Annotated in this window: 11 protein-coding genes; all 11 read left to right on the top strand. The window is 30.9% G+C overall.

Annotated features, from left to right (window positions below; genetic code table 11):
* The first annotated feature begins 56 nt into the window (after positions 1–56).
* The 11 genes from C6368_RS15190 to C6368_RS15140 all read left to right on the top strand — a co-directional run bounded on the left by C6368_RS15190 (position 57) and on the right by C6368_RS15140 (position 14,234).
* Positions 57–620 (top strand): thioredoxin family protein, encoded by a 564-nt coding sequence (locus tag C6368_RS15190; protein WP_234369151.1) that lies wholly within the window; start codon positions 57–59, stop codon positions 618–620.
* Between the two features lie 203 nt (positions 621–823).
* A complete protein-coding gene (locus C6368_RS15185) occupies positions 824–1,282 on the top strand; it encodes a UpxY family transcription antiterminator (protein WP_107040079.1) in 459 nt (152 codons plus the stop codon).
* A 181-nt stretch (positions 1,283–1,463) separates the two neighbouring features.
* Entirely contained in the window at positions 1,464–2,462 is a 999-nt protein-coding gene (locus C6368_RS15180) for an SDR family oxidoreductase (RefSeq protein ID WP_107040078.1), read from the top strand.
* A gap of 87 nt (positions 2,463–2,549) precedes the next feature.
* On the top strand, positions 2,550–4,184 hold the full coding sequence (pgi, locus tag C6368_RS15175; RefSeq protein ID WP_107040077.1) for a glucose-6-phosphate isomerase: 1,635 nt from the start codon (positions 2,550–2,552) through the stop codon (positions 4,182–4,184).
* 72 nt (positions 4,185–4,256) lie between these two features.
* The gene (locus C6368_RS15170) at positions 4,257–5,669 is read left to right on the top strand and encodes a nucleotide sugar dehydrogenase (protein WP_107040076.1); all 1,413 of its coding nucleotides are present in this window, start codon (positions 4,257–4,259) and stop codon (positions 5,667–5,669) included.
* Positions 5,670–5,737: 68 nt separating this feature from the next.
* Positions 5,738–6,787 (top strand): dTDP-glucose 4,6-dehydratase, encoded by a 1,050-nt coding sequence (gene rfbB, locus C6368_RS15165; RefSeq protein ID WP_107040075.1) that lies wholly within the window; start codon positions 5,738–5,740, stop codon positions 6,785–6,787.
* Between the two features lie 175 nt (positions 6,788–6,962).
* Positions 6,963–7,832 carry a glucose-1-phosphate thymidylyltransferase RfbA gene (gene rfbA / locus C6368_RS15160; protein WP_107040074.1) on the top strand — a complete coding sequence of 290 codons (870 nt, stop codon included), beginning with the start codon at positions 6,963–6,965 and terminating at the stop codon, positions 7,830–7,832.
* A complete protein-coding gene (locus tag C6368_RS15155) occupies positions 7,833–9,272 on the top strand; it encodes a lipopolysaccharide biosynthesis protein (protein WP_107040073.1) in 1,440 nt (479 codons plus the stop codon).
* Entirely contained in the window at positions 9,269–10,351 is a 1,083-nt protein-coding gene (locus tag C6368_RS15150; protein WP_107040072.1) for a DegT/DnrJ/EryC1/StrS family aminotransferase, read from the top strand. The genes C6368_RS15155 and C6368_RS15150 overlap by 4 nt, the downstream gene beginning before the upstream one ends.
* Before the next feature lie 406 nt (positions 10,352–10,757).
* Positions 10,758–13,016 carry a TDP-N-acetylfucosamine:lipid II N-acetylfucosaminyltransferase gene (locus tag C6368_RS15145; RefSeq protein ID WP_107040071.1) on the top strand — a complete coding sequence of 753 codons (2,259 nt, stop codon included), beginning with the start codon at positions 10,758–10,760 and terminating at the stop codon, positions 13,014–13,016.
* Positions 13,017–13,118: 102 nt separating this feature from the next.
* A complete protein-coding gene (locus C6368_RS15140) occupies positions 13,119–14,234 on the top strand; it encodes a glycosyltransferase (RefSeq protein WP_107040070.1) in 1,116 nt (371 codons plus the stop codon).
* The last annotated feature ends 1 nt before the right edge of the window (position 14,235 follow it).

Below are 14,235 nucleotides of genomic sequence, written 5' to 3'. Positions count from 1 at the left end.
AGTTACAAGTTTGCTATTCAATTAATCAATATGTTATTTCACGAAAAATAAAAATGATGGAAAATACAATAAATTTTAAAGAATATTTAGCAAGATTTGATGATATCCTTGCTCATGAAACTCCTCCCCCACCTTATAATGATTCAGCTTATTTAGACTACTTAAAATTAAATAGAAGTCGACAAAAAAGATGGTTAAAAACAGCTAGTATCAGAAGTGATTTAAGAACTATAATCGAAAGAATTGATACTAAACAAACTTGGTATTTAATTACAGAACCTTGGTGTGGTGATGCAGCACACAACAATCCCTTCATCTTTTTAATGTCGGAGTTAAATCCAAACATAACTTTGAAGATTGTATTACGTGATGCCCCTCCTTTCATGATTGATGGTTACCTAACTAATGGCGGAAAGGCTATTCCAAAGTTAATAATTAGAGATAGCAGCGAGAAGGATTTACATGTTTGGGGGCCCCGTCCTGTAAATTGTCAATTACTTTTTAACAAATTAAAGGAAGAAGAAGCTGATTTTGAAAGGCAAAAGGTAGAATTACAAAACTGGTACAACATTGATAAAGGGGTTAGCTTGCAAGATGAGTTTATTCATTTTATGAAATAATATTTTGACATTTTCAAATGATTAGATTTATTTTCATTTTTAAAGAATCATTATTATATTAGTGATATTGGTTCAATTATCAAAATTAACTCTGTAATGCTCAAATAGATTGGTCTATTATAAGCCCTAAATCTTTTAAGCGTCTACAACTAACAATGTAAATAATAATGTTTAAATTTGTCAACCTAAAAACGATTTAACAAATGCCTTGGTATGTGCTTATAACGAAACCTAAATGCGAAAAAAAAGTGGAAGCTAATTTGAGTAAAATTGGTGTTAAGTCTTATTGTCCTACTAGAATTGAAAGACGTCAATGGAGTGATCGCATTAAAAAAGTGGAGATTCCACTATTACCATCTATGATTTTAGTTGAGCTACTGGAAAACGAAAGAGATATTGTTTTTCAAGTTCCTGGTTCATTACGTTATCTATTTTGGATGGGAAAACCAGCCATAGTAAGTGATCAAGAGATAGAAATTCTCAATGAAATAGAAAGCGATCAAGTTAATTTTGTTAAAGTTGAAAAACTCCAAGAGGGAAACGAAATTGATATCGAAAATTTAGGAAGTGAATCAAAAAAAGGAGTGATAAAAAAAATATCAGGAAATCAGTGTTGGGTGACCCTAAAAAATTTAGGTTACACCATAAAATTCAACATTTAATTACAGTAATTAACTGATAAACAAACATTTTAATCCCTACCCAAATCAAACACATTTAATTAAAAGATGTGACTGATAAGGGCGAAGCCATATAAAAAAATACGCTACAAGGCATAATGATTTTGAATTGTCTGAAAATTAGAAGATTAATTTACAATCAGCCCTACATTGAAACTAGAAAATGAATATACAACAGTTCACAAAGCTAAAAGACAAGAAAATTTTAATAACAGGTGGTGCTGGATTTATTGGCTCAAATCTTTGTGAAATATTATTGGAAATTGGAGCAAAAGTTACATGCCTTGACAATTTCGCAACCGGACACAAACATAATATTGAGTCTTTCCATAATCATTCAAATTTCAGTTTAATTGAAGGGGACATTAGGGATATCGCTACTTGTCATGAAGCATGTGAAGGCAAAAACTTTGTTATTCATCAAGCTGCTTTAGGGTCTGTTCCAAGATCAATTAATGATCCAATTACTTCAAATGATGTAAATGTTGGAGGATTCTTAAATATGCTTGTAGCATCTAGGGATGCAAAAGTTTCAAGATTCGTTTATGCTGCCAGTAGTTCTACATACGGTGATTCAGAGAATTTGCCTAAAGTTGAAAGTATAATTGGGAAACCGCTTTCGCCCTACGCCATAACGAAATATGTTAATGAATTATATGCTGATAATTTCTTCTCCACTTATGGATTAGATACAATTGGGTTACGTTATTTCAACGTTTTTGGCAGACGTCAAGATCCCAATGGAGCATATGCTGCCGTTATACCTCTATTTGTGAAACAATTCATGGATTATGAAAGTCCACTTATTAATGGTGATGGCACGTTTTCACGTGATTTCACTTATATTGATAACGTTTTACAAATGAATTTGCTTGCATTAACTACTGAAAATGAAAATGCAGTTAATCAAGTTTACAACACTGCTGTTGGTGACCGCACTACTCTTCTTGAATTAACTGAATTGCTCAAAAAATATTTATCGGATTTTGATAAAAAAATTGGAAGTGTAGAAATAACTCATGGTCCAAATAGAAAAGGAGACATTCCACATTCATTGGCTGCTATAGATAAAGCTAAGAATTTATTAAATTACGAACCATCACATAAAATTGAACAAGGAATTAAGGAGGCCGTAAACTGGTATTGGGAAAACTTAAAATAGTTATTTTTATCAGTGAAAAATTCCTCAAACTTCTAAAATTAAATAAACAGAAATACAAATACCCCCTTTCTAGTTCTAAATTAAAACATGTTACCTAAAATAAACCCTTCAAAAACATTGGCTTGGCAGAAGCTAAAGGATCATTTCCTAAAAAATAAAAATGTTCATCTGAACGATTTATTTCAAGCGGATGATTCTAGGTTTGAAAAATTATCATTTGAAATAGAAGATTTCCTCTTTGATTTTTCAAAAAATATTGCAAATGAAGAAACCTTCAAATTACTAATTGAGCTAGCAAAAGAATGTAAACTTGAAGATGCAATTGATGCATTATTTCATGGAAAACACATTAATGAAACCGAAGAAAGAGCTGTATTACATACAGCTTTAAGAAGTTTTTCAAATGAATCTTTTATTGTTGATGGAAAGGAAATAAATTGCATAGTAAAAAATGAACGTGAAAAATTAAAGTCATTCTGTGAACTTGTTCATACCAAAAAATGGAAAGGTTACTCAGGAAAAAATATTAATTACATAGTTAACATTGGTATTGGAGGTAGTGACCTAGGTTCTTCAATGGTTACCGAAGCACTTCGCCCCTATCAAATAGAAAGTATTAAACCTTACTTTATCAGTAACGTTGATGGTTCAAATTTGAGTGAAGTCTTAAAAAAAATAGAGCTTGAAGAAACTCTTTTTATTGTGGCATCCAAAACGTTTACTACTCAAGAGACAATGACTAATGCTTATTCGATAAGAGAATTGTTTTTGGAGAGTTGTAAGGATGAAGCCCTGCTTAAAAATCACTTTATTGCTGTTACAGGAAATAAGGAAAAAGCAATGGAGTTCGGAATACAAGAAGAGAATATCTTCAAAATTTGGGATTGGGTTTGTGGCAGATTTAGTTTATGGGGTTCAATGGGCTTACCGATTGCTTTAACAATTGGTTATCAGAATTACGAGGAACTTCTTAAAGGAGCCAATAGTATTGATCTTCATTTTAAATCAGAGAAATTCGAAAAGAATATTCCTGTAATTATGGGGCTTTTGAGTATTTGGTACATTAATTTTTATAATGCGCAAAGTGAAGCAATTCTAGCATATGATCATTATCTTTCGAAATTCAAATCCTATTTGCAACAAGGTTCAATGGAAAGTAATGGCAAAAGTATTGACAGAAATGGTGATCCCGTTAGTTATCAAACTGGAGTTGTGGTTTGGGGGGAAACAGGTACAAATGGTCAACACTCATTTCACCAATTACTTCATCAAGGAACTCCCCTCATACCCTGTGATTTTATAGTTTCTGTCCAAAGTCAAAACCACTTTAATGATCACCAAGATGAAGTTCTATCAAATGCGCTAGCTCAAACTGAGGCGCTAATGAAAGGAAGAACAAAAGCTGAAGTTTTAGAAAAAAATTTAAATTCTGATAAAATCGATATTAACTATAAAGTTTTTAGTGGAAATAAACCGAGCAATTCAATTCTGATAAAAAAATTAACTCCATATAATTTAGGGAGTTTACTTGCGGTTTATGAGCATAAAATTTTCGTTAAAGGAATAATTTGGAATATTTTTAGTTTTGATCAATGGGGAGTTGAACTAGGAAAAGAGTTATCCTCACATAAATTAAGTTCAATTAGAAGTAAAAGCCAATCAACCCACTCAGATTCATCTACGAATGGACTAATTGGTAAAATTTTAGAATGGAGAAGTTAAAAATAAAATTAATGTAAACTGTGAAAAAATCAGATTACAGATAGATATAAATTTGAATTACAAAGAAATATAATGAAAATTAAAAACATTTGCTGTATTGGTGCTGGATATGTTGGGGGACCAACAATGTCTGTTTTAGCTTTAAAAAATCCAAATATTAAGGTAACAGTCGTTGATATTAATCAACAAAGAATATCTTCTTGGAATGATGAGGACTTAAATGATTTACCAATCTATGAGCCTGGTTTAAAGGAGGTGGTTAATGAAGCTCGAGGGCGTAATTTATTTTTCAGTACTGATGTAGATAAAGCCATTGATGAAGCGGAAATGATTTTCATTTCAGTAAACACGCCTACTAAAACCTATGGAAAGGGTAAAGGTATGGCTGCTGACCTAAAATATATAGAGTTGTGCGCTAGGCAAATTGCAAGGGTTTCAACTTCAGATAAAATAGTTGTAGAGAAATCAACTTTACCTGTTCGAACTGCACAAGCTATAAAAGACATTCTAGATAATACCGGTAATGGTGTGAAATTTCAGATTTTATCGAATCCTGAATTCTTGGCGGAAGGAACAGCTGTTCAAGATCTATTGGAGCCAGATAGAGTTCTAATCGGAGGAGAAGAAAGCGAGGAAGGTGAAGAAGCTATGAATTCTTTAGTTGATATTTATGCAACTTGGATTCCTAAAGCGAATATCTTAACAACCAATGTTTGGTCGTCAGAACTTTCAAAACTTGTGGCTAATGCATTTTTAGCACAACGTGTTTCCTCTATCAACGCTATATCAGAATTATGCGAAGCTACTGGAGCAAATATTGGAGAAGTTAGCCGCGCAATTGGTATGGATAGTAGAATTGGACCAAAATTCTTAAAAGCCTCAGTCGGTTTTGGAGGATCTTGTTTTCAAAAAGACATACTCAACTTAGTGTATATTGCCAAAACTTATGGTTTAAATGAAGTTGCTGATTACTGGGAACAGGTAATTATAATGAATGATCACCAAAAAAGAAGGTTTGCCGACAATATTGTTAGCACACTGTATAACACAGTATCAGGTAAAAAAATCACTTTCCTAGGTTGGGCTTTTAAGAAAGATACAAATGACACAAGAGAGTCTGCTGCTATATACGTTGCAGATGCTTTATTGAACGAGCAAGCTCAAATTACAGTTTATGATCCTAAGGTTAGTGCTGAAAGAATTTATGATGACTTAGATTATTTAGGTTCAAGAACTCCAGAAGAGAACAGAAGATTCCTTAAAGTAGTTAATGAGCCTTATTCTGCCATGGAAAATGCTCACGCTATTGCGGTTTTAACTGAATGGGATGAATTCATTGAGTATGATTGGAAAAAAGTTTTTGAATCAGTAATCAAACCAGCCTTTGTGTTTGATGGAAGAAAAATTCTTAATGAAAAACTTATGTTAGATCTAGGTTTTAATTACACATCAATTGGTGTTTCAAAAAAACAAGAAGAACAATAGTAAATCGAGAGCTTAATTGAATTAATTAAAAATCACCAAACCAATTACAAAATATACAACTAAAAAAAATGGCTAGAAAAATTCTTATTACAGGAGGTGCAGGTTTCATAGGATCTCATGTCGTTCGTTTATTTGTAAAAAAATATTCCAATGATCATATTTATAATTTAGATACACTTACCTATGCGGGTAATTTGGAGAATTTAAAAGATATTGAAAATGAAAATAATTACACTTTCATAAAGGAAGACATTAACCATACAGATAATATTTCTGAATTATTCAATAAATATAAGTTTGACACTGTAATTCATCTGGCTGCAGAATCACATGTAGACAGATCTATTGCAGATCCGATATCATTTGTAAGAACAAATGTGATGGGAACAATGAATCTTCTAAACGCAGCCTTAGAAACATGGCGAGAAGACTTTAGTGACAAAATGTTTTATCATATCAGCACTGATGAAGTTTATGGAACATTGGGAGAAACTGGATTATTTACAGAAACAACTTCCTACGATCCAAACTCTCCATATTCTGCTTCGAAAGCAAGTAGCGATCACTTTGTTAGAGCCTATGGAGAAACTTATGGATTGCCATTTATTATCTCAAACTGCTCTAATAACTATGGTCCTAATCAATTCCCTGAAAAACTGATTCCATTGTTTATTAATAATATTTTGAACAAGAAATCACTACCTGTTTATGGAGATGGGAATTACACCAGAGATTGGCTTTACGTTATTGATCATGCATTAGCAATTGATTTAATTCTAAATGATGGAAAAGTAAAAGAAACATACAATATTGGTGGATTCAATGAATGGAAAAATATCGATTTAATCAAATTACTAATTAAGCAAATTGACGAAAAATTAAATCATACCCCAGGTGAAAGTGAAAAATTAATCACTTACGTAAAGGACAGACCTGGACATGATTTAAGATATGCCATTGATGCTTCAAAAATCAATTCAGAATTAGGATGGAAACCAACAGTAACATTTGAAGAAGGGTTAAGTAAAACAATTGACTGGTATTTGAATAATAAAGAATGGATGAATAGAGTTACTAGCGGTGCCTATCAGGAATATTATGAGGAGCAGTATAAGTAGTTTTGTGGTTAAAAAGCAACCCTATGCGCTTAATAAAAGTTTAAAAACTCAACTGTAAATCTAGAAATACGTCTATTTAAAAATTCTTTACGGATAAAGACATTCTCAATTTAACAAACGAATTAACAAATTTACGAACCGACAAATTTACGAACCGACAAATTAACACTAGAAAATGAAAGGAATTATACTAGCAGGTGGATCAGGAACAAGATTACACCCTTTAACTTTAGCAGTAAGTAAGCAACTTTTACCTATTTATGATAAACCGATGATATATTACCCTTTATCGGTTTTGATGTTAGCAGAAATAAAAGAAATTTTAATCATCTCCACCCCTCATGACTTAGCTCACTTTAAAAAACTTTTGGGTGACGGTTCGAAGCTTGGTATAAAATTAAGTTATAAGGAGCAACCTAGTCCAGATGGTTTAGCACAAGCATTCATACTTGGAGAGGAGTTCATTGGTAATGATGATGTTTGTTTGGTTCTCGGAGATAATATTTTTTATGGAGCGGGCTTACAGAAAATTTTAAAAGATTCCGTAGCAACAGTAGAGAATGAAGGAAAGGCCATTGTTTTTGGAAACTATGTGAACGACCCTGAAAGATATGGTGTTGCTGAATTTGATGACAATAATAATGTAATCAGTATTGAAGAAAAACCGAAAGATCCGAAATCTAATTATGCTGTTGTAGGATTATATTTCTATCCTAACTCGGTCATTGACATTGCGAAAGACGTAAAGCCATCTCATAGAGGTGAATTAGAAATAACTTCTGTGAATCAAGCATATTTAGATGCTGAAAACTTAAAATTACAAGTCTTGAGTAGAGGTTTTGCTTGGTTAGATACGGGAACCCATGAAGCACTAACTGAAGCCACAGAATTTGTTAAAGCAGTTGAGAAAAGAACAGGATTAAAAATTGCATGTTTAGAGGAGATTGCCCTGAAATATCAGTGGATAGATAAAAAAGATTTGTCTAATGACATAGCGAACTTAAAAGGTAATTATTATGAATATTTAAAGAAAATAATATCATAAATGTCTTTACGTAAAAAATCTATTCAAGGCGTTTTATGGGTGTTTATTCAGCAGTTTAGTAATCAAGCTGTCACGTTTGTTATTTCGATTTTCTTGGCCAGAATTCTTCTTCCAGAAGACTTTGGACTAATAGGAATGATTACCGTTTTTATGGCTTTATCTCAAGTTTTATTGAATGCTGGGTTAACACAATCTCTTATTCGTCAACCTAAACCTCAGCAAATTGATTATTCAACGGTTTTCTACTTTAATATTTCAGTTAGTGTTATTCTCTATTTAGTTATATTCCTTTGCGCTGGGCTTATAGCTGACTTCTATACTCAGCCTATTTTAAGGAATATTATCAGATTTTATAGTTTAACAATTGTAATTAATGCCTTTGGAGCAGTTCAGTTCACAAAACTAACTAAGGAGATGAACTTTAAAACTCAAATGACCGTGACAGTTCCATCTCTCATCATTAGTGGAATAGTAGGGGTTATTTTGGCGTATATGGACTTTGGAGTTTGGTCGCTAGTTTACATGGCTATATTACAGTCACTACTCAGTACAATTCAAGTTTGGTTCAGGAGTGGATGGATTCCTAGTTTTGAGTTTAGTAAAAGAAGGTTCAGATATCATTTCAGTTTTAGTTATAAACTAGGGCTTTCGGGGATACTAAATTCGGTTTACTCAAATATTTATCAAATAATTATTGGGAAATTTTTTGCTCCTGCCTTGGTTGGTTTCTATACAAGAGCTGTTACAATGAAAAACCTACCTGTAACAAATATTGCAAATTCGCTAAATAAGGTTACATACCCTATGTTTGCGGAAATTCAAAATGATAATGTGAGACTAAAAAAAGTATATAAGATGATTTTACAATCTGTAATATTCATTTTAGCACCAATAATGATTTACTTAATGGTAGTGGCGGAACCTTTATTTAGATTTCTATTTACCGAAAAATGGTTGCCAGCCGTACCTTATTTCCAAATTCTTTGTGTTTCAGGAATAATATTTCCAATTCATTCTTATAATCTTAACATACTAAAGGTTAAGGGAAGAAGCGATTTATTCTTAAAATTAGAGATTGCCAAGAAGGTTTTAGGGGTAATTGTAATTATTATTTCCATCCAATATGGGATTATAGCATTATTATGGGGACAATTAATCTCATCTATTTTAGCTTTGTTTATAAATTCATATTATTCGGGTAGATTTATAGAATATAAGATATGGAGTCAATTGAAAGATATATCTCCTATTTTCATAATTTCAGGATTAGTTGGAATTATAGGTTGGTATCTAGATTCCAATGTATTTTCAAACTTAAATGATTTATTACGTATTTTTTTACCAGCATTTATAGGATTAGTTCTTTTTGTAGGGATATCATTCACCTTGAAATTAGAAGCTCTGAATAATTTAGTTTCACTCATAAAAAAACGAAAATGATTCCAATAACGAAACCCTTTTTACCTCCAGTAGAAGAATACAGTAATTATCTTTCTGGAATATGGCAACGTCAATGGCTGACTAACATGGGACCTTTAGCGAGTAAACTAGAATTAAAATTAAAAACGCATCTACAAGTTAAACATCTTTTATTTGTAACAAATGGAACGATTGCTTTACAAATGGCAATAAAGGCATTAGATTTAAAAGGGGAAATAATTACCACTCCATTCTCATTTATTGCTACAACCAGCAGCATAGTTTGGGAAGGATGTAAAACGGTTTTTGTGGATATTGATAAGGACTCATTGAATATTGATGCAACCAAAATAGAAGCCTCAATAACTAATAAAACTTCTGCAATATTGGCCACCCATGTTTATGGAAATCCATGTGATGTTTTAGCAATTGAAAAAATTGCAAAAAAACATAACTTAAAGGTTATATATGATGGTGCCCATGCGTTTGGAGTAAAAATTAATGGTAAATCAATTTTTGAATATGGAGATATAAGTACTTGCAGCTTGCATGCAACAAAACTTTATCATTCTAGCGAAGGAGGATTAATCGTTACCCAAAATTCAGAATTATTAAAAAAATTAGCTTCAATTAGAAATTTTGGTTTTAAAGATTCTGTATCTTTTTCTGAATTAGGAATTAATGGTAAAAACTCCGAGTTTCATGCTGCAATGGGGCTAACCAATCTAGACTATATAGACAGAATTCATGAAAAAAGGAAATTATTAACTGAATGTTATGATAAAAACTTAAAAAAATTCAGGGCGTACAAACCGGTTTGGAGTAAAAACGCAACTATTAACTTTGCATATTATCCAATCGTTTTGGAAAGTGAAGAATTATTACTTAAGTGTATGGATGACCTCAAGCGAAAGGAAATATTTGTGCGTAGATATTTTTATCCTTCACTTGCAAGTACTTTACCTTATTTGAATAAAGAATATTTTGAAATTACTGATGATGTTTCAAAAAGAGTAATGTGTTTACCACTTTATTATGATTTGACTTTAGAGGAGGTTGAGTACATATGCCACACAATATTGAAGGTCCAAAATAACTAAAAATGAAAAAAATATTATTTTTAATAATAATGTATTCTTTAATCTCAACAATTAATACAAGTAGCCGAATGGCGCATTATTAAGATGTGACTTAGAATTTTACACCAAAACTACGATATACTGGATTCTGTCATTTGGCCTTGATTTGGGAGAAATCTCATCTGCTTAAATTTCAGAAAAACTTAATAATTTACCATTGACGGATAACCTAAATACAATAAAAACTATTCAAAACAAAAGGGACATTTAGCTTATCAAAATAGAATACAATTTCAATGTACCGAAATCAAAAAGGTAGTAAAATATATAATTTTTCATTAATTAAGAATTGCCTCACTGTTTTACATAAAATATGAAATCACCATCATCCCTAAGAATTGAAATTTAAAAAAAATAGCACTTAATAATGAAAAAATTCAAAATAGTTCATATACATTCAGATACCAAATTCATAAATGAATCTTATCGATTTTATGGGGAACAATTTGAAAACAGTATATTTATTATTGGTCTAAAAGACAGTTATAACGGAGAACTAAGTGAATCTGTAAAGTACTTCAACTCTTCAAAATCTGAATTTAACAAAATCATAAGTATCTGTAATAATGCAGATATGGTAGTAATGCACAATTTGAATTTCCCTAAAAGTTATATCGCAAATAGATTACATAAGTCTGTTAAAATAGCTTGGCGATTTTTCGGCTCAGAACTATACAGTAGAAAACCAGAACTAGTTTACTCAGAAAGGACTAATAGCATTCTGGATAAACAAAAGAAAAATGGCAACTTTTATAATTTTAAAAACAAAATAATAAATTATTTGGTCAGCATAAAATACATGGCAAGTCCTAATAAAGAATTTGAAAAAGCAGCTTTTAAACGAATTGATTATTTTTTAGGACTTTCAAAAAATGAACATTTATACTTAAAAAACATATATCCTGAACTACCCGAATTTTTCCAAGTTAGTTATAGACCATATCTAAAAGCTAAAGAATTTAGAAATACTAAAAGCAATACCATAATAATAGGGAACAACAAAAGTGCATACAACAATCATAGCGACATAATTGATCAAATTCAGAATTCTCCATTTAAAGAGAAATTTAAATTCTTAATGTTTTATAATTATGGACAAGATAATTTTTACACCAGTTCAATAAAAAAACAAGCCAAAAAAATTAAGGAAATTGAGGTTGTGGAAAATTTTCTACCCTATGAAGATTTCCAAAAAGTATATTCAGATTCTAGCGCATTCGTTCTAAATGGTTTAAGACAAATGGCCATGGGAAATATTTGGACGGCTATTAAAGAAAACACTAAAATATACTTAAACAAACATAATTTAGTATATCAATGGTTAATAGAAGAAGGTTTTTACATTTCTTCAGTAGAAAATTTCACATCAGATCTAGAAAACAATAATATTTCCCTTTCTAAAGAACAAGCGAACAGTAATCAAGACCAAATGATTAAGTTCACTGAGAAGTACAATAAACAAAATTTTCATAATACACTATTTGATATTTTAGATAAGAAATTAACAATCTATCATGTCCATACCGATGTAAAATTCATAAATGGAGTTGGAATATTCAATAATAAAAAGTTTGACAATAAATTAATTGTATTGGGTCAAAACAATACTTACCAAGGTCCTTATAAAGATCAAATACAATATTTCGAATATACCCGAAATGAATTTAAAAAAATAATTCAATTATGTAAATCAAGCGATATTGTTGTGTTATATGGTTTAAATTTTCAAAAAAGTTATATTGCCAATCGACTACCTAAATCAGTTAAAGTAATATGGAGGTTTTTTGGTTCTGAATTGTATAATTTAATCCCTGAATTCGTTTTTTCAGAAAAAACCCAACCTATTCTAAGTGGTGAAAAGAAAGATGGGTTTATATTGAAAACAAAAAAATGGATAAGATTTACCTCCATTCAAGTAAAGTATCGTGCTAAAGTAAAAACAGAAATAAAGAAAGCTGCATTTGAGCGTGCGGATATATTTTTGGGCGTGTTCAAAGATGAATATGCGTTTTTGAAAAGTAAATGGAATGAACTACCACCATTTATGCAAATTGGAATACCAACTATAAAATCCTCAAGCAGTTACACACCTGTAGTTAGTAACAAAATCATTTTAGGGAATAACAGAAGTGCGTACAATAACCATTTAGACATTCTTGATTATATCGATCAATCGAAAAAGAAAGGCAATTACAAATTCTTAATGTTGTATAATTATGGTTACAAGGACCACTATACTGAAACAGTTAGAAGTAGAGCTGCTGAAATAAAGGAGGTTGAAGTAATTGAAGATTTTATGAATTTAGATAAATTCAATGAAATATATGAAGAAGCAGATGCATTTGTTATGAATGGAAGAAGGCAAATGGCCCTCGGAAATCTATGGGAGGCACTAAAAAGAAATACAAAGTTATATTTAAATGAGAAAAACATCACCTATAAAACTTTAAAGGAAGAGGGTTTTGTTGTATTTACAATTGATGACTTCGTTAAAGACATAGAAAACAACAACTTAAAACTAACTGAAGTAGAATCCAATAAAAATCAAAAGAATCTCCAAATATATTCCGGAAGATATAACTGTGAAAATTTCCATCATTCCATAAAAAATCTTTTAAATCATTAAATTAAGTCAGTTAGCAATATTAGGATAAGAATCTAAAAAATATAATTTTGCATTACTGAATCTTACTTAATTACTTGGATTTCGTAGAAAATTTAACAACCAATGAATAAAAAGAATATTTTAATTATAGCTAGTGGATTCTATCCAGTTCAAAGCCCAAGATCTTTCCGGGCAACAGAATTAGCAAAGGAATTTTCTCGTCAAGGCCATAAGGTAACAATAATGGTACCTCATAAGGAGAACATTCAACCATTTCTCAATGAATATAAAATTGATTATATAAGTCTAGGAAAATTAACTTGGAAAATACCTAATCTAAAAAGACTTGGTAAGATAGGTGCATTATTCAATAAAGGTGTTAACCGTTTACTTCCATTATTTTTTGAATTCCCTAAGATTGAGCATTACTTTAAAGTGAAAAGGAAATTAAAAGAAGAAAAAAACAATTATGACCTGCTCATTTCAATTGCTGTTCCCTATCCTATTCATTGGGGAGTTGCAGCTGTCTGGAAAAACGATAAATCAAAAAACATAGCACCCGTTTGGCTCGCAGATTGCGGAGATCCATATTGTATTCAAGAAAATGATACTTATCAACCTCCATTCTATTTTAAATGGATAGAAAAATGGTTTATGAGAAAAGTAGATTTCATCACCGTACCAACTGAAACGTCTTACAGAGGTTATTTTCCTGAATTTCATTCTAAAATAAAAGTAATTCCTCAAGGATTCCGGTTTGAAGATATTGACAAGAAAGCTACAATAAATGATGGAATAATTCGTTTTGGATATGGTGGTTCTTTTGCCCTCAATAGAAGAGATCCTAAAGAACTTTTAGAGTTATTAACTAATTTGGATAAATCAGTATTATTTGAATTTCATATCTTTACCAGACATAGTAAATTTGTAGAATCATTTGCTAAAAAAGACTCAAGAATTGTTCTACATAAACCTACCTCTAGAATTGAATTATTAAACACTCTTTCTGAATTTCAATTCGTAGTTAGTTTAGCTAATTTTGGTACTGCACAAACGCCTAGTAAATTGATTGATTACGCAATAATAGATAAACCTATCTTAGAAATTCAAACTGGAAATCTCGATAAAGACACAGTATTACAGTTTTTAGATGGAAATTATAATAATAAGGTCCAGATAAACGAACCTAATCGCTACCGTATTGAAAATGTGGTAACCCAATTTTTAAAATTTTCTTAGC

This window comes from Brumimicrobium mesophilum (assembly GCF_003025005.1).
GTDB classification, from domain to species: domain Bacteria; phylum Bacteroidota; class Bacteroidia; order Flavobacteriales_D; family Crocinitomicaceae; genus Brumimicrobium; species Brumimicrobium mesophilum.
This window is presented reverse-complemented; position numbering and strand designations above follow the sequence as displayed.